Here is a 16,607-nt window from a genome sequence, read left to right on the forward strand (position 1 = left end):
GAGAAAATTATATTTTTGTATTACTGTCAAACTGCTCTAAATAATCGCCCACTCGTTTTAAGAATGATCCACCTAGAAATCCATCAACTACCCGATGATCAAAGGATAAGGATAAAAACATCATACTTCTGATGGCGATTTCGTCTCCTTTTTCTGTGGTAATAACTTCCGGTCTTTTTTTGATGATTCCTAAAGCCAAAATAGCTACTTCAGGTTGATTGATAATGGGCGTTCCCATTAAACTTCCAAACGTTCCAACGTTGGAAATGGTGAATGTACTTCCCTGAATATCTTCCGGTTTTAGTTTATTATTACGGGCACTTTCGGCTAAATAATTGACTTCTTTAGCAATCGAAATCATGTCTTTTTCATTCGCTTTTTTGACTACTGAAACAATCAAATTTCCGGTTGGTAGTGCGGTTGCCATACCAATATTGATGTCATTGTGTACAATGATTTTATTCTCATCAACGGAAACATTAATCATCGGAAAGTCTTGAATGGCTTTGGCTACAGCATCAATAAAAATGGGTGTAAATGTTAGTTTTTCACCGTATTTCTCTTGAAATTTGTCTTTGTTTTTATTTCGCCAATTCACCAAATTCGTCACATCGACTTCAAGATACGAAGTTACGTGTGGCGAAGTTTGCTTTGAATACACCATGTGATCAGCAATCATCTTTCGCATGCGATCCATCTCCACAATTCGATCTTTTCCTTCTACAAAATTGATTTTTGGTTTAGGGAAAGTTGTCGGTTGTCGGCTGTCGGTTATTGGTTTTGATTGTAAAGGATATTTTCTGTTTTTTAAATAATTGAACACATCACTTTTTTGAATTCTACCATCAATTCCTGAACCAGGAATACTTTGCACTTCTTCTAAAGTAAGATTTTCTTTCTGTGCGATACTGATGATTAAAGGAGAAAGATAAGCATCTGGATTGGTTTTTACTTGTTTAAATTCAATATTAGATGGTTTAATTACTTCTGGCTGAGATTCAACTTTAGCAGTAATAATTTCTTGGCTCTTGCTTCTTGGCTCTTGCTTCCCTTCGGCATCAATTAACGCCAAAATAGTCCCCACTTCCACCACATCGTCTTTTTGAAAACGGATTTCAGTAATGGTACCGGAAACGGGTGAATGTACTTCACTATCGACTTTATCGGTAGCAACTTCCAACAAAGTTTCTTCCGCTTCAATATAATCACCAACGTTTTTTGTCCAACTGATGATGGTGGCTTCTGATATGCTTTCGCCCATTTTGGGCATTTTGAATTCAAACATATTAATTTGTTTCAGGTTTCAAGTTTAAAGTTTCAGGTTGCGATAACTTTAAACTTGAAACAAAATTTATTTCTTCTTAAATTCTTCTAATGTTTTATAAAACGCTTCTTGTGTTGGACGATTTTTCGGTATTTCTCTCAATGGCTCAACCACTCTCAACGATTCATAACATTCTGATGGTAATTGCTGATACAATGCCGTTCCTTTTGTTTTCCAATCAATCATTTCATCGGAAACGTCTTTGATGATGACTGCCGGATTTCCAACGATCATTTTTCGGTTGGGAATTTGCATTCCGGCTTTAACAAATGCTAATGCTCCAATGATGCATTCGTCACCTACATTTACATCATCCATGATGACCGCATTCATACCTACTAAACAATTTCTACCAATATTGGCTCCGTGAATAATGGCTCCATGACCGATATGAGCTCCTTCTTTCAAAATCATTGACTTACCCGGAAACATATGGATGGTGCAATTTTCCTGCACATTGCAGCCGTCTTCAATGATGATTTCGCCCCAATCTCCACGAATGGCAGCTCCGGGACCCACATACACGTTTTTACCGATAATCACATTACCCGTCACTGCTGCTTGCGGATGGATAAAACTACTTTCGTGTATTACTGGGATGAACCCTTTGAATTCGTAGATCATATTTTTTGTTTCAGGTTTCAGGTTTCAAGTTTCAAGTTCTTCAACGTGAAACTTGAAACCTGAAACTAATTTTTAAACTTCTTCAACGTTTCTTTCGTAAAATCAGACAAAACCAATCTTCCGCTGATGGCGGCTCTTTCGGCTAAAAGGTTATCCCAATCTTCTGTTCCTCTCCAAAAAACTTTTTTCATTTCTTGCATTGCTTCCGGATTGTAAGTGCATAAATGTTCTGCGAATTTTTGAGTTTCTGCATCTAATTCTTCAATGGTCTCAAAAACTTTAGTAAACAATCCTTTTTGTTTAGCCCAATCGGCTTCATAAAATGAATTGGCATCAATAGCGATTTGCGACATAGCCGAAACGCCCATTTTTCTTTCGATAGCTGGTGCTACAACGAATGGCCCAATACCAACATTTAATTCACTTAATTTAATGGCTGCAAATTTTGTTGCCATACAATAATCGGTTGCGGAAGCGATTCCTACGCCACCACCAACTGTTTTCCCTTGAATTCTTCCGATGATGAATTTTGGACATTTACGCATGGCGTTGATGACATTGGCAAATCCGGAGAAAAACACTTTTCCGGTCTCGGCATCGTTGATGGCAATTAACTCTTTAAAACTGGCTCCGGCACAAAACGTACGGTCGCCACCACTTTTGAGGATGATGACTTTTACTTGGTCATTATTTCCGGCTTCAGTGATGATGTTGGCTAATTTTTTTAATACATTACTGGGTAACGAATTTTGTTCGGGATGAAAAAACTCGATGGTGGCGATGTTGTTTTGTATGTTGTATTTTACGTAAGGTTCTGTCATTATCTATATTTTTAACCGCAAAGTCCGCGAAGATTTACGCAAAGACCGCAAAGTTCATTCTCAATTATAAAATATTAAATTGTTCAAAATGATGGTTCAAATGTTTTCGTTCAAGCAAATACGATTCATATTTATTCAAATGTCCGAAAACCATGTTCTTTAATTTAGTTTCCGGATTTTCTTTGAAAAAGGTTTTATACGCTTCTCTGGCTTCGAAAAATTTTGTTTTGGCTGTTTCAAAATCGGGGTGGACTAGTTCTTCCAATTCTCCTTTTTTCATCGTTGGAAAAGCGGTTCCTTTTGGGAATTTATCGTAATTATACAATGAATTGTGCACTTTATCCAAAATCTTTTCAGGCGTTGCAATTTCAAAATCTTGAATTTCACCCGACATAATTCTGTAACCTTGTTCTAAATGTTCCAAAAGGTGTTGCGGCGTTAAAATACCCCATTGCGGTTTGGTGTCTTGTTTGAGTTTATTGATGCACTCGGCTACTTTCTCATCGGTCATTTCAACAAAAACTTCTTGTTTTTTCTGAACCATGGTTAAAATAGTGGCGACAGCAACGAGTTCATTTTCGGCATCAAAAACTTCCACAAACCATTTTACGATGCCGCTTGGATGCTCAGCTGATGCGACATCGCGTTCAATTTTTTGTTTGCAGGTTAGACGAACATAAATTGTATCGTTATGATAAATCGGACGCAAAAAACGACATTCTTCTAAACCGTAATTCGCAGCTACCGGACCTTTATTTGGATACACAAATAATCCGGCGGCGGCAGCTAAGATGAAATAGCCGTGAGCGGTACGTTTTTCAAAAATGCTTCCGTCTAACGAAGTGATATCTGTGTGAGCATAAAAATGATCCCACGTTAAATTGGCAAAATTAATAATGTCGGTATCGGTGACGGTACGTTTATGTGTTTTGAGTGACATTCCGGGTTGGATATCTTCCCAATGGTATTTGAATGGATGCTCCGGAGCTTCTTTGTATTTAGCGTTAGCTTGATAAATGCCTGTGATTTCTGTAATGGTAGTTGGTGAACCTTGAATCGCACAACGCTGCATATAATGTTTGATACCGCGAACACCACCCATTTCTTCTCCACCACCTGCACGACCTGGACCACCGTGAATTAATAACGGAAGTGGCGAACCATGACCGGTACTTTGTTTAGCATTTTCACGATTTAGAACCAAAATTCTACCGTGGTGAGAAGCGGCATTAACCACATATTCTTTAGCAATTTCGTCTGAATTGGTTACGATAGATGAAACCAATGAACCTTTACCCATTTGAGCCAATTCCACCGCTTCATCTATATTTTTATAAGGCATGATGGTAGAAACTGGTCCGAATGCTTCTGTTTCATGAACTGATAAGTTTAGAAAAGGTTTGTCTTCTCGCAATATAATCGGACTCACAAAAGCACCTTTTTCATTTGCTCCTACCAAGTTTACTTTATCTAAATTCCCATACACAACCGAAGCTGTTTTGGATAATTCATTTACTCTGTTTTTCAACACATCCGCTTGGGCTTTGCTGACTAAAGCTCCCATGCGAACCTCTTTCAATCGTGGGTCGCCAATGGATACTTTATCTAATGACTTTCCGAGTGCAATTTGAACATCCTCAACTAATTTTTCCGGCACAATCATTCTGCGAATGGCGGTACATTTTTGTCCGCATTTCACGGTGATTTCACTTCGCGCTTGGTTAATAAATAAATCAAATTCGGGTGTTCCGGGAACGGCATCTTCTCCCAAAATGGAAGCATTTAAAGAATCAGCTTCCATGGTAAACGGGACAGATTCTTGAATAATTCTTGGATGAGCTTTTAATAATCTTCCAGTTGCCGCTGAACCGGTGAAGGTGATGACATCCTGACTTTCTACCGTATCAAATATATTTTTAGCTGTTCCGCTGATGAGTTGTATTGCTCCTTCGGGGAGTATGTTGGATGCAATGATTTCTTGAACGACTGCTTCCGTCAAATAAGCGGTTACCGGAGCGGGCAAAACTACTGCGGGCATTCCAGCCATCCAATTGACAGCACATTTCTCTAACATTCCCCAAATTGGGAAATTGAACGCATTGATGTGAATTGCCACTCCTTTTTTGGGTACTAAAATATGATGAGCCATAAATCGACCGCCTTTTGACAAATCGATGGGATCGCCTTCTACGTGATACGATTGATTAGGAAATAATTTTCGTAAGGATGCGTTGGCAAATAAATTCCCGAAACCTCCTTCGATATCAATCCACGAATCTACTCGGGTTGCTCCGGTGCGGTAACTAATTTCGTAGAATTGTTCTTTGCGTTTGGTTAAATACATCGCCAAACTTTTGATCATATTTCCACGTTCTTGAAAAGTCATTTTGCGGAGTTTTTCTCCACCTTTTGTTCTTCCGTAATGCAAAATGGCAGGAATATCCAATCCTTCTACTGTTGTGGAAGCAATAAATTCTCCTGTAACGGCATCGAATGAAGGAACTCCTTCACCGGTTCCGGTAGTCCATTTTCCGAGGATGTAATGTTGTGTTTTGTTCATAATTTATCTTTTTAACCGCAAAGCACGCAAAGGTTTTTCGCTAAGTTCTCTAAGTTTTTCTTAAGCTCTTTCAATAATGGCTGCATAACCTTGACCAACGCCAATACACATTGTGATTAAGGCATATCGTTTTCCGGTTAATTGCAATTCTAAAGCGGCTGAATAAGCAATTCTAGCACCGGTTACGCCAAGCGGATGACCGATAGCAATCGAACCTCCGTTTGGATTTAAACGTGGGTCGTTGTCGGCAATTCCCCAAGCTCTGGTGCAGGCTAAAACTTGTGCGGCAAAGGCTTCGTTTAGTTCGATGATGTCCATATCGGCTAAAGTTAAACCAGCTTTTGCTAATGCTTTGTTAGTCGCTTCAACAGGACCAATTCCCATTATTCTTGGTTCTACTCCAACCACTGCTGAGCTGACAATTCGAGCTAATGGCTTGAGGTTATATTTTTTTACGGCTTCTTCTGATGCGATGATGGTTGCAGCTGCTCCGTCGTTTAATCCGGATGCGTTTCCGGCTGTTACGCTTCCATCTTTTCTGAATGCAGGACGAAGTTTTGATAGACCTTCTAAGGTTGTAGATGGTTTTACGAACTCATCTTGAGAGAATACAATGGGGTCGCCTTTGCGTTGTGGAATTTCTACTGCTACAATTTCTTTTGCTAAACGGCCTGATTGCTGAGCGACAGCAGCTTTCATTTGACTATTAAAAGCAAATGCATCTTGATCTTCTCTTGAAATGTTATATTTATCAACTAAGTTTTCTGCGGTTTCGCCCATGGCATCCGTTCCATACTGTTGATGCATTTTCGGATTGATGAAACGCCATCCAAAACTGGAATCATACATTTTACTGTCGGTTCCAAAAGCGGCTGAAGGTTTGGAAACCACTAATGGTCCGCGAGTCATATTTTCGATTCCGCCCGCTATGAAAATGTGTCCGTCTCCGGATTTTATGGCACGGTTGGCATGAATAATCGCTGATAATCCTGAACTGCACAAACGATTTACAGTTTCACCGGGAACTGAATGTGGCAATCCGGCTAATAATAGCGACATTCTAGCCACATTTCGGTTATCTTCTCCTGCTTGATTTGCACAACCCATAATGACATCGTCGTATGCTTCTTTTGGGATATTAGGATTTTTTTCTACTACTGATTTGATGACCAAAGCCCCTAAATCATCCGCTCGAACAGCAGATAAGGTTCCTTGGTAACTTCCGATTGGAGTGCGGACTCCGTCTATGATGTATGCTTCCATATTGATTTATTTGATTGCTGATTTTTGATTGCTGATTTTTGAACTGTTTTAAACTTCAAAAATCAAAAATCGTTATTCTTCAATCGTTAATTACTCCCACTCTTTTTCACTTCGGAACACGGTTCCTTTGAAGAGTGCGACTGTTTTTTCGTCTTTTTTTATTTCAATGGTATAAAACCCAAATTTATTTTTTAAAGCATTTTCGGTTGCTACAGCAATAATCTTATCCCCTTCTTTCAAGGCTTCAATATGGTTGATTGAAGTATCGATACTAACGGATTGACGACCATGTGAATTAGCGGCAAAAGCCAAAGCACTATCGGCTATAGAATACGTGATTCCACCGTGAGCGATGCCAAAACCGTTGGTCATTTCTTTGCGGATGGTCATCGATAAAACGCATTTTCCTTCTGAAATTTCTTCTACGGCAATGCCGAGCCATTGGCTAAAGGCGTCGTTTTGAAACATTTTATTTACAATTTCAGAAGGATTCATTATTTGTAAAAAGTTAAACTTTCACGATTCAATTTTCTTAAGATCGGACTGCATCTATATCGGTCTTCGTGGTATTCATCATATAATTCATCCATTTTTTGGACGCACCAATTGATTCCTTTTTCGTCTGCCCAAGCGAGTAATCCTTTTGGGTAATTCACGCCTTTGGTCATCGCATTATCAATGTCTTTTACTGAAGCGATGTTCAGAAAATAAGCTTCAGCCGCTTCGTTGATGAGCATCACTAAAATTCTGTCAACGATGTATTGTCCTAATTGATAGTCCTCAATAGGCTTTGGTAAATCTTCACTGTAATTATAATAACCTCTTCCTGATTTTCTTCCGAAAAAACCGGCTTCTGAAAGTCGTTTTTGGGTGAATGAAGGTTTATATCTCGGGTCGAAATAAAAAGCGGTAAAAACAGTTTCAGTAACGGTGTAATTGACATCGTTTCCGATGAAATCCATCAATTCAAAGGGTCCCATTCGGAATCCGCCGATGGTTTTCATGGCCCAATCGATGGTAGCGAAATCTGCTTTCCCTTCTTCATAAATGCGTAATGCTTCACTGTAAAATGGACGAGCTACACGATTGACAATAAATCCGGGTGTATCTTTTGCAATGGCGACGACCTTTTTCCAATCAGTGATGGTTTGAACCGTTTTTTCTAAAACCTCATCACTGGTTTGAATGGCGGGAATCACCTCAACCAATTGCATTAAAGGAGCCGGATTAAAGAAATGAATCCCAATAACACGTTCCGGTTTTTGACAGGAAGCAGCAATGGAAGCGATTGATAATGAGGACGTATTGGAGGCTAGAATGGTTTCGGATGAAACATAATTTTCTAATTCTGAAAATAGTTTTCGCTTAATATCTATATTTTCAACTATGGCTTCAATGACTAAATCGGAATGTGATAATTCGGCAAATGTGGTTGCGTAAGAGATATTATTGATAATTCTGTTTTTTTCAGTTTCATCAATTTTTGACTTTTCAACTAATTTGGAAAGGGTGATTTCTAGGTTTTTTTCACTTTTTTCCAATGCGGCATGATTGGTATCAAAAATTTTAACATCACAACCAGCAGTGGCCGCAACTTGAGCAATACCGCTACCCATTGTTCCACATCCTATTACAGCTACTTTCAAATTAGTTTCCATTAAATGTTGGTTTTCTTTTTTCAACAAAAGCCATTACGCCTTCTTTATAATCATTTGATGAACTGGCTTCAATTTGTAAATCAGATTCTAATGCCAATTGATTTACTAAATTATTTGTCATGGACTGATTCAGTAATCGCTTTGTTAAACCGATGGCTTTGGTTGGCATTTCTGCAAGTGTTTCTGCTATTTTTGTTACTTCCTCTAAAAATGATTCAGGAGAAATTACTTTGTAAACCATCCCTAATTGCTCGGCTTCAACTGCGGAAACTTTGTCACCTAACATCATTAAAGCGGACGCTTTTTGAAAGCCAATTAATCGTGGCAGAAAAAATGTTCCGGCACTATCGGGAATTAATCCAATTTTGCTGAAGGCCTGAATGAAGGAAGCATTTTCGGAAGCTAAGACAATATCACAAGCTAAGGCAATATTGGCTCCAGCTCCCGCTGCTACACCATTTACAGCGGCAATAATTGGTTTTTCAATCGTTCGTATTTTTTGAATAATTGGATTGTAATGTTCTTCCAAAATTTTTCTGAAACCGGGATTTAAATCCGGATCGGTAACTTCTTTTAAATCTTGTCCGGCACAAAAGGCTTTCCCGTTTCCGGTAATCACTATGGCTCGAATAGAAGTATCAGTTGCACAACTATCTAAAATATTTTGCAAAGACAAAGCCATTTCACGGTTGAAACTATTGAACACATCCGGTCTGTTCAATGAAATGAAGGCTACTTTATTGTTTATTTTTAATTCGATGGAATTGGTCATATTATTTATTTAAGATTGAAGATTAACGATTTTTGAAATTAGAATTCTTCAACTTCAAAAAATCAAAAATCAACATTCTACAATCGTTAATCTTATTACTTTAAACATTTAAAATAATCAAAAGGTTCCAAGCAATCCTCGCATTGGAATAATGCTTTACAAGCTGTTGAACCGAATTGACTCACTAATTTTGTATTGAATGAACCACATTGTGGACATTTTACTACTTTTTTATTACCTAATAATGCTTCTTTGTCTGCTGTTTCACTTAACGGAGCTGCAATACCATATTTTTCAAGTGCTAAACGACCTTTAGGAGTAATCCAATCGGTGGTCCATGCCGGTGAGAGAACGAGTTCAACTTTTGCTTCTAATCCTTTTTCTCGGAAGGCCTTTTTAATATCATCTCCAATCACATCCATTGCCGGACAACCACTGTAGGTTGGTGTGATTTGAACGTTAACAATTCCGTTTTGTAATTTAGCAGAACGCACCACACCCATTTCCATAATCGATAAGACCGGAATTTCCGGATCGGAAACGGTTTCGAGAATTTCGAAAAGTTTTTGGTCTATATGTTGGATTTGTTCTGTCATTTTATTTAACCGCAAAGGGCATAAAGGCTTTAGGCTAAGTTCGTCAAAATTTTACCACGTCATATTAGGGTATGTGCGTTGCATATATTGCAAATCAGACAGTAAATACCCCATGTGTTCACTGTGAATACCTAACTTACCACCTTTTTGAAAATACTCAACTTGAGGAATTTCAAGCGTTGATTCTTCTAAAACGGAATTTATTTTTCTATAATAATCTTCTTTTAACAAGGTTACATCAACACCAATTCCTTGCTTTACTATTTCTTTATCCGCATCCGTTTGATGGAATAATTCATCGGTAAAAACCCACAAATCATTGATTGCGGTTTGGATTTTTTGATGACTTTCTTCTGTTCCATCGCCTAATCGTTTAATCCAATCGGAAGAAAAACGAACGTGATAGGAAACTTCTTTGATGCTCTTATTGGCAATCGCTTTAAGCATATCATCCTTACTGTTTTGTAATTCAGTTAACAAAGCCAAATGAAAAACATCAAACAAAAACTGCCTGGCAATAGAATACGCAAAATCAGTATTGGGCTGTTCCACTAGCAATACATTTTTGTATTCTCTTTCTAAACGCAAAAAGGCAACTGTGTCTTCAGTTGCATCACCTCCTTGTAATTTAGCTACGTATTGATAATAGCTTCGGGTTTGTCCTAATAAATCGAGTGAAATATTGGTCATGGCTATATCGGTTTCTAAACTCGGACCGTGACCACAAAGTTCACCGAGACGTTGACCTAAAATCAAGCAATTATCAGCAACTCCAAAGATGTATTGAATTAAATTTTGATTCATGTTACATGTGTTTTAATTCGTCCGGAAGTTCATAAAAAGTAGGGTGACGATAGGCTTTGTCCATTGCGGGTTCAAATGTTTCTCCATTTAATTCCGGATTGGAAGCGGTGATTTGCGAAGAGGGCACCACCCAAATGCTCACGCCTTCCATTCTTCTAGTATAAACATCGCGTGCATTTTGCAGAGCCATTTGAGCATCTGCTGCATGCAACGAACCACAATGACGATGTTCTAATCCGTTTTTACTTCTGATAAATACTTCCCAAAGAGGCCAATTTTTCATAATTTTATCGGTTGTCGGTTGTCGGTTGTCGGTTGTCGGCATAAAACTGACAACGGATAACAGACAACAGAATTTATATTGCTTTTTTCAATTCTCTATCTTCTTGTTTTTCAGCATAGGCTACAGCTGCATCACGCACCCATGCTCCTTTTTCCCAAGCCGATTTTCTAGCTTCTAAACGTTGCTTATTACATGGTCCGTGACCTTTAACCACTTGCCAAAACTCATCCCAATCTAAATCACCGAAATCGTAATGTTTGCGTTCTTCGTTCCATTTTAAATTTGGGTCGGGAATGGTTAATCCTAAAATATTGGCTTGCGGAACAGTTTGATCGACAAATTGTTGGCGTAACTCGTCATTAGTTTTGCGTTTTAATTTCCATTTTACGGATTGTTCCGTATTGGGTGATTCAGCATCTTTTGGTCCAAACATCATTAAAGACGGCCACCACCAACGATTCAAGGCATCTTGTGCCATCGCTTTTTGTTCGGATGTTCCGTTGCATAAAGTCAATAAAATTTCATACCCCTGACGTTGGTGAAAACTTTCTTCTTTACAAATGCGTACCATTGCTCTGGCATACGGTCCATAAGAAGTTCCCATTAAAGCCACTTGATTCATGATGGCAGCACCATCAACTAACCAGCCCACAGCACCCATATCCGCCCAAGTTATAGCAGGATAGTTAAAAATACTGGAATATTTTGCCTTTCCGGAATGCAATTGTTCGTACATTTCTTCTCTGGAAATGCCTAATGTTTCAGCTGCACTGTATAAATACAATCCGTGACCGCCTTCATCTTGTATTTTTGCCAATAACGCCACTTTTCTACGTAAAGAAGGTGCACGGGTAATCCAATTGGCTTCCGGCAACATTCCCACAATTTCTGAATGAGCATGTTGCGAAATCTGACGAATATGCGTCTGTCGGTATTTCTCCGGCATCCACTCTTTCGGTTCAATTTTTTCGTCCCGATCGATGCGGGCTTGAAATAAATCTTCTAAACTTTTTAATTCTTTTTCAGACATTTTTTTTAATTTTTTAAGGATTAAATACCAAAATCAATGACTATTTTTTTAGATAACGGAACGGCCTGGCAACTCAATATGTAGTTTTTGGCCAGTTCATCTTCTTCTAACGAATAATTTAATTTCATTTCAACTTCGCCTTCAACGACTTGACAACGGCAAGTGCTACAAACACCACCTTTGCATGCATAAGGTAAATCGGCACCGGCCGCGATGGCTCCATCTAACAAATTATCAAAATCTTCACCCATCACAAAGTGAAACTCTTTTCCACCATCAATAATCGTTACTTCTGTGCCTTCTGCTTTTTTCTCTAAAATTTGAGAAATACGTTTTTTATCGTCTTCTGACATTCCGGAAGTAAAGAGTTCATAATGAATATCTTCTTTCGGCAAACCAGCTGCTTGCAATTCATCTCGCAATAAAAAAATCATTTCTTCCGGTCCGCAGATGAAACAAGCATCTGTAGAAGGAATATCAATAATTTTTTCGGTCAGTATATTTATTTTTTCTTTTGTAAATCTGCCGTTGAACAATTCAGCTGAACGATGTTCTTTGGTTAAAAAATAAAAAATTTCAAAGCGATTGAAATAAACATTCTTTAATTGCTCTATTTCTTCTTTAAAGATAATGGATTTTACACTTCGATTCAAATAAAACAACTTAAACGTTGCGTTTGATTCTGCGGCTAAATGTGTTTTGATAATGGATAAAATAGGTGTAATTCCACTACCGGCTGCAAATGCAATGTAATTTTTCGCCTTTTGAGGTTCAATTTGTGTGTGAAACGTTCCATTAGGTGGCATCACTTCTACTACATCTCCTTTTTTTAATTTATCATTTACAAAAGACGAGAACAACCCTCCATTTATTTTTTTAACAGCTACCTGCCATTTATTTTCGAGCGGACTGGAACATAAGGAATAAGAACGCCTAACATCTTCGCCATTAATATCTTTTTTCAAGGTTAAATGTTGTCCTTGTTGAAATTTAAAAAGGGGTTTTAATTCCTCAGGAACATCAAACGTTATAACGGAACAATCCTTGGTTTCCTTGTAAATATCCGCAACAGTAAGGGTATAAAAATTTGCCATAAATCATATTAATCAAAACTAACAATTGTTAGTTTAATAGGCAAATTTACAGATTTTTTTTGAATTACGAAAACGTTTGAAAATTTAACAATTGCTCGTCATTGAAAATATTTAATTTTCTAAACCTTTGAAATAGAGCAAGGTAATAGATTTTAATAATGTCTTTTCATCCAACCCTTTTGATTTGGAATGCCAAAGATACATGGTTCGCAAGGAAGAAAGAATCGCATTTACCATGACTTCCTGATTAGAATTCTTGAGTTGACCATTTTCAATACCTTCATGAATAATTTTTCTGAAATTTTGTTCGTAGTCTTCCCGCATTTTAATGAAATAGGACAGTTGGTCATTGGTAAGATGCATCCAATCATTATTTAAACAAGCCAAGGCATCTGAATTTCGCAACGTTATTGTGATATGCAACTGAATTACTCTTTCAATTTTTTTCAGGGTTGAAAGGTTGGAGGAAACTATTTCATTCATCACCAATGTAAATTCTTCTGCAATTTCAATGATGATGAGCACTAAAATTTCTTGTTTGGATTGAATATGATTGTATAGGCTTGCAGCTTTGATATCCATCGCTTGGGCAATATCACGCATGGTTACGGCACTGTATCCTTTTTCTTTGAATAAGCGAGCCGCTACGGCAATAATCTCAGTTTTTCTATCGGAAATTTTCATACAATTCAAAGATAGAGAGTTTTTTTTGAGTTCAGTAACTTTTGTTACGGAATGGTTTTGAGGAAGTTGTTACTTTTGCTTTGGATTTGAATCATGACATTAATTCAAATTCTCTTAAAAACACAAATAAAAAAATATGGGATTATTAAGTATGTTCGGTATTGGCGGAAAAACCGAAAGTGTAAAAGAATTTATGGAAAAAGGAGCCGTGATTATTGACGTGAGAACAGCCGGAGAATACAAAGAAGGACACATAAAGGGTTCAAAAAACATTCCGTTGGACACGATTTTTTCAAAAACAGCAGAAATTAAAAAATTAAACAAACCGGTTATCGTTTGTTGTCGCTCGGGAATGCGTAGCGGTCAAGCGGCATCTATACTGAAAAACAGCGGTGTGGAAGTGATGAATGGTGGTGGCTGGGAAAGTTTAGAGAATAAACTGTAATTACGTTTTAATTTTTTTGGATAAACCGGTTGCTGTAAGTACGGTTTCTCCATTGTATTCCAATTTCCAACCCATCGTATTGGTTAAAATCAAAATTTTAGACAATTCGCTAATCAATCGGTTTTCGGCGTTTGTTTTTAATTTTGATTTCTCCATTTTTTTGGCTATTTCAGCTTTTACTTTTTTGTTGATTTTATTATAATCGGCTGTGCCAAATGGATTAAATGTGCTTTCATCGATACTGTAAAAATGAATATCAGGATTAATTTTCATTTCTGCTTCCGGAATATTGGTGATAGAAATGGTTTTGTTCGTTTCGTTGATGTCGTATTTAATCTTGCTTAAATCATAGGAAACCGTCACATCAGCATTCACCACCATTAAAGCCTTTTTTTCAAAGGAAACCATATCCATGAAATATTTCTTTTGATCTTTGTAGGTCATCACCTGTGAATAATGTCCTTCCGTAACGACTAATTTAGAAACGTTACGCAACTGTTTTTCAATTAAAGCGGAATTGTATTCAAGAGTAGAACTACTTTTTTCTCTGGTAAAGAATTGATATCCTAAATAGAGTAATACCCCAATTATAATAAGATATATAAATTTACCCGAACGCCCAATTGCCTGGATAAGAGGAACTAATACATTCTTCAGTTGCGTTTCTGTAGATTGATTTCTTCGCGTAGCCATCGCCTTTAAATTTATACGAAGATAAATATTTAAATCAACTTATTTGATTTGGCTTTTTGAATGGCTTCCAATTTATTGTGTACTTGCAATTTGGTATAAATATTTTCGATATGTTTTCGAACAGTGGAAGGTGAAAGAATCAAATTATCGGCAATTTGGTTGTAATTTAATCCTTTTGAAAGTTGTTCCAAAACTTCAATTTCACGAGTGGAAAGTTTGATTTCTTCTTCTTCCGTTTTAGCATCAAAATCAATTGGATCTCGCAATAATTTCAACGTTTTTAGAGCAATAGAAGGATTCATCGCTGCACCGCCATTTAGTGTTTCAGTAATTCCCTGGTAGAGATCTGTTGGGTTAACTTCTTTAAGTAAATAACCATCAGCCCCAGCTTTGATGGCATTAAAAATATTTTCGTCATTATCAAATGCCGTGAGCATAATCACTTTGATTTGCGGATACTTTTGTTTGACGATAGCAGTTGCTTCAATTCCGTTTAATACCGGCATTTCAATATCCATCAGCAAGACATCCAAGTTGTGATTTTCATCTAACTTTGTCAATAACTCCGCTCCGTTCAGTGCCGAAAATTTGATTTGAATATCATCAAAAAAGGACAATTTTTCGCGAATGGCTTTGATTAGAAAACTATTATCATCAATTATGGCGAGTTTGATATGCATTGCTCTAAAAATTAGTTTTACTAAATAGATGTAAAAATTCCAGTTTCAATTGAATAGCGGTTAATTGTTGTTGGGTGTTTTCTTCCAATTGAGCTAAATTGTTAATGGAATCATTCATATTGTTTTTTTTATTTTTTTCAATATTCAATTGGTTTTGTATGCTAAAAATCCGGTAAAGATGTTCTTTCTCAATTTCATTGTTTTTTCGTCTGAAAAATAATATCAAAAACAAATTGATAAAAAATATGATAATAAAAAGGAAATGATTCATGATAATTAGCTTTTTTGACAGACTCAAATGTAACAAAAAGCAAAACTAAAATCCATACGGCAATTGCCTTATTCTATACAATATCTTTAGCAATCGAAACCCTCGTTCCTTTTCCTTTTTCGGCTTCAATCTTTAGGTCGGCTTTCAACTCTAACGCTCTTTTTTTCATGTTATTCAAACCATTTCCTAATTCAATATCAGTTTCAGAAAAACCGATTCCGTTATCGCTAATGGTAAAAATCATCTTATCGCTTTCTTGTTGCAATTGAATTTTTATTTGAGAAGCATTGGCGTACTTAATCGCATTATTGACCGCCTCTTGAATAATTCTGTAAATATTCATTCCTTCTATTGAGGAAAATTCATGTGAAACATTCACATTCTTTTCAATTGAAAAATCAAACGAAATTCCCTGAGTCGCTAATTTAGCTTGATCAATAAAATTGGTGATACGAATTTGCAAATCTTCAATAGAAATGGCGTTTTTATTCATGGCCCAAATGGTATCACGCAATTCGGTAATCGTGTTCTTGGTAAAACCGCTAATGTTATCAAATTTGGAAACTAATTTCTCTCTGGCGATATCAAAATACTTCAAATTATCAATCGAGGAAATAATAAAAGTGAGTTGCGAACCAATATTATCGTGCAAATCTCTAGAAATCTGTAATCGTTGCTCTTGTAATTTGTTTTGGGTTTCAATTTTAAGAAGAGCTTCTTTAAGTTCAGCTTCCTTAATCAGTTGGTTGTTTTTAATTTTTTGTTGTTTGTATAAAAGATAGCCTAACAATCCCATTACAAAAGCAAAACCTAACGAACCAAAAATCATTGTATTCTTCTTTTTTAACTTCAATTCTTTTTCGGCTAAATCGGCTCTGTTTTTAGCAATTTCGGAATCTTTTTTGGCGGTTTGGTATTTTGTTTCTAGCTCTTGAACCTGTTTAACATTAGACAACTTTTGAATACTGTCATGAAAAACACTCTTTTTTTTGTAATACACACTGG

General features: G+C 36.9%; 18 protein-coding genes. 1 reads left to right on the plus strand and 17 read right to left on the minus strand.

Annotation, left to right across the window (positions count from 1 at the left end; translation table 11 throughout):
- Nucleotides 1-7: 7 nt before the first annotated feature.
- From R2782_RS07640 to R2782_RS07705, 14 genes are all read right to left on the minus strand, one after another.
- Complete coding sequence (locus tag R2782_RS07640) at nucleotides 8-1,285, minus strand: dihydrolipoamide acetyltransferase family protein (RefSeq protein WP_371267615.1); 1,278 nt, start codon at nucleotides 1,283-1,285, stop codon at nucleotides 8-10.
- A gap of 66 nt (nucleotides 1,286-1,351) precedes the next feature.
- On the minus strand, nucleotides 1,352-1,948 hold the full coding sequence (locus R2782_RS07645; RefSeq protein WP_371267617.1) for a transferase hexapeptide repeat family protein: 597 nt from the start codon (nucleotides 1,946-1,948) through the stop codon (nucleotides 1,352-1,354).
- Nucleotides 1,949-2,013: 65 nt separating this feature from the next.
- Nucleotides 2,014-2,769, minus strand: coding sequence for an enoyl-CoA hydratase/isomerase family protein (locus tag R2782_RS07650; RefSeq protein WP_371267619.1), 756 nt, complete (start codon nucleotides 2,767-2,769; stop codon nucleotides 2,014-2,016).
- A 64-nt stretch (nucleotides 2,770-2,833) separates the two neighbouring features.
- The gene (gene paaZ, locus R2782_RS07655) at nucleotides 2,834-5,329 is read right to left on the minus strand and encodes a phenylacetic acid degradation bifunctional protein PaaZ (protein WP_371267621.1); all 2,496 of its coding nucleotides are present in this window, start codon (nucleotides 5,327-5,329) and stop codon (nucleotides 2,834-2,836) included.
- A gap of 60 nt (nucleotides 5,330-5,389) precedes the next feature.
- Nucleotides 5,390-6,592: a 3-oxoadipyl-CoA thiolase gene (gene pcaF, locus R2782_RS07660; protein ID WP_371267623.1), complete on the minus strand. Its 1,203-nt coding sequence runs from the start codon at nucleotides 6,590-6,592 to the stop codon at nucleotides 5,390-5,392.
- A 90-nt stretch (nucleotides 6,593-6,682) separates the two neighbouring features.
- A complete protein-coding gene (locus R2782_RS07665) occupies nucleotides 6,683-7,087 on the minus strand; it encodes a PaaI family thioesterase (RefSeq protein WP_371267625.1) in 405 nt (134 codons plus the stop codon).
- Nucleotides 7,087-8,250: a 3-hydroxyacyl-CoA dehydrogenase NAD-binding domain-containing protein gene (locus R2782_RS07670; RefSeq protein ID WP_371267627.1), complete on the minus strand. Its 1,164-nt coding sequence runs from the start codon at nucleotides 8,248-8,250 to the stop codon at nucleotides 7,087-7,089. The genes R2782_RS07665 and R2782_RS07670 overlap by 1 nt, the downstream gene beginning before the upstream one ends.
- Entirely contained in the window at nucleotides 8,240-9,022 is a 783-nt protein-coding gene (locus R2782_RS07675; RefSeq protein WP_371267629.1) for an enoyl-CoA hydratase-related protein, read from the minus strand. The genes R2782_RS07670 and R2782_RS07675 overlap by 11 nt, the downstream gene beginning before the upstream one ends.
- Nucleotides 9,023-9,117: 95 nt before the next feature.
- Complete coding sequence (gene paaD / locus R2782_RS07680) at nucleotides 9,118-9,618, minus strand: 1,2-phenylacetyl-CoA epoxidase subunit PaaD (RefSeq protein ID WP_371267631.1); 501 nt, start codon at nucleotides 9,616-9,618, stop codon at nucleotides 9,118-9,120.
- A 51-nt stretch (nucleotides 9,619-9,669) separates the two neighbouring features.
- Nucleotides 9,670-10,422 carry a 1,2-phenylacetyl-CoA epoxidase subunit PaaC gene (paaC, locus tag R2782_RS07685; protein WP_371267634.1) on the minus strand — a complete coding sequence of 251 codons (753 nt, stop codon included), beginning with the start codon at nucleotides 10,420-10,422 and terminating at the stop codon, nucleotides 9,670-9,672.
- Nucleotide 10,423: 1 nt separating this feature from the next.
- Complete coding sequence (gene paaB / locus R2782_RS07690; protein ID WP_026710570.1) at nucleotides 10,424-10,708, minus strand: 1,2-phenylacetyl-CoA epoxidase subunit PaaB; 285 nt, start codon at nucleotides 10,706-10,708, stop codon at nucleotides 10,424-10,426.
- A 70-nt stretch (nucleotides 10,709-10,778) separates the two neighbouring features.
- Nucleotides 10,779-11,735 (minus strand): 1,2-phenylacetyl-CoA epoxidase subunit PaaA, encoded by a 957-nt coding sequence (gene paaA / locus R2782_RS07695; protein WP_371267636.1) that lies wholly within the window; start codon nucleotides 11,733-11,735, stop codon nucleotides 10,779-10,781.
- A gap of 20 nt (nucleotides 11,736-11,755) precedes the next feature.
- Nucleotides 11,756-12,829 carry a 1,2-phenylacetyl-CoA epoxidase subunit PaaE gene (gene paaE / locus R2782_RS07700; protein WP_371267638.1) on the minus strand — a complete coding sequence of 358 codons (1,074 nt, stop codon included), beginning with the start codon at nucleotides 12,827-12,829 and terminating at the stop codon, nucleotides 11,756-11,758.
- 111 nt (nucleotides 12,830-12,940) lie between these two features.
- On the minus strand, nucleotides 12,941-13,513 hold the full coding sequence (locus tag R2782_RS07705) for a TetR/AcrR family transcriptional regulator (protein WP_371267640.1): 573 nt from the start codon (nucleotides 13,511-13,513) through the stop codon (nucleotides 12,941-12,943).
- A gap of 136 nt (nucleotides 13,514-13,649) precedes the next feature.
- Here R2782_RS07705 and R2782_RS07710 point away from each other — a divergent pair, with 136 nt between their 5' ends.
- Entirely contained in the window at nucleotides 13,650-13,958 is a 309-nt protein-coding gene (locus R2782_RS07710; protein WP_371267642.1) for a rhodanese-like domain-containing protein, read from the plus strand.
- Here the strand turns inward: R2782_RS07710 and R2782_RS07715 are convergent, their stop codons facing one another.
- The 3 genes from R2782_RS07715 to R2782_RS07725 all read right to left on the minus strand — a co-directional run.
- A complete protein-coding gene (locus tag R2782_RS07715; RefSeq protein WP_371267644.1) occupies nucleotides 13,959-14,651 on the minus strand; it encodes a DUF4230 domain-containing protein in 693 nt (230 codons plus the stop codon).
- Between the two features lie 29 nt (nucleotides 14,652-14,680).
- Nucleotides 14,681-15,331, minus strand: a complete 651-nt coding sequence (locus tag R2782_RS07720; protein ID WP_371267646.1) for a response regulator — start codon at nucleotides 15,329-15,331, stop codon at nucleotides 14,681-14,683.
- Between the two features lie 344 nt (nucleotides 15,332-15,675).
- Nucleotides 15,676-16,607 (minus strand): sensor histidine kinase (locus R2782_RS07725; protein WP_371267648.1); only part of this gene is annotated, 932 nt, incomplete at its 5' end.

The sequence above is a fragment of the Flavobacterium sp. genome (assembly GCF_041392085.1).
Lineage (GTDB): Bacteria > Bacteroidota > Bacteroidia > Flavobacteriales > Flavobacteriaceae > Flavobacterium.

Bases quoted from the DNA above. Each gene is read 5' to 3' on its own strand.
- R2782_RS07640 (WP_371267615.1), bottom strand. From the start codon at position 1,285: ATGTTTGAATTCAAAATGCCCAAAATGGGCGAAAGCATATCAGAAGCC.
- R2782_RS07645 (WP_371267617.1), bottom strand. From the start codon at position 1,948: ATGATCTACGAATTCAAAGGGTTCATCCCAGTAATACACGAAAGTAGT.
- R2782_RS07650 (WP_371267619.1), bottom strand. From the start codon at position 2,769: ATGACAGAACCTTACGTAAAATACAACATACAAAACAACATCGCCACC.
- paaZ (WP_371267621.1), bottom strand. From the start codon at position 5,329: ATGAACAAAACACAACATTACATCCTCGGAAAATGGACTACCGGAACC.
- pcaF (WP_371267623.1), bottom strand. From the start codon at position 6,592: ATGGAAGCATACATCATAGACGGAGTCCGCACTCCAATCGGAAGTTAC.
- R2782_RS07665 (WP_371267625.1), bottom strand. From the start codon at position 7,087: ATGAATCCTTCTGAAATTGTAAATAAAATGTTTCAAAACGACGCCTTT.
- R2782_RS07670 (WP_371267627.1), bottom strand. From the start codon at position 8,250: ATGGAAACTAATTTGAAAGTAGCTGTAATAGGATGTGGAACAATGGGT.
- R2782_RS07675 (WP_371267629.1), bottom strand. From the start codon at position 9,022: ATGACCAATTCCATCGAATTAAAAATAAACAATAAAGTAGCCTTCATT.
- paaD (WP_371267631.1), bottom strand. From the start codon at position 9,618: ATGACAGAACAAATCCAACATATAGACCAAAAACTTTTCGAAATTCTC.
- paaC (WP_371267634.1), bottom strand. From the start codon at position 10,422: ATGAATCAAAATTTAATTCAATACATCTTTGGAGTTGCTGATAATTGC.
- paaA (WP_371267636.1), bottom strand. From the start codon at position 11,735: ATGTCTGAAAAAGAATTAAAAAGTTTAGAAGATTTATTTCAAGCCCGC.
- paaE (WP_371267638.1), bottom strand. From the start codon at position 12,829: ATGGCAAATTTTTATACCCTTACTGTTGCGGATATTTACAAGGAAACC.
- R2782_RS07705 (WP_371267640.1), bottom strand. From the start codon at position 13,513: ATGAAAATTTCCGATAGAAAAACTGAGATTATTGCCGTAGCGGCTCGC.
- R2782_RS07710 (WP_371267642.1), top strand. From the start codon at position 13,650: ATGGGATTATTAAGTATGTTCGGTATTGGCGGAAAAACCGAAAGTGTA.
- R2782_RS07715 (WP_371267644.1), bottom strand. From the start codon at position 14,651: ATGGCTACGCGAAGAAATCAATCTACAGAAACGCAACTGAAGAATGTA.
- R2782_RS07720 (WP_371267646.1), bottom strand. From the start codon at position 15,331: ATGCATATCAAACTCGCCATAATTGATGATAATAGTTTTCTAATCAAA.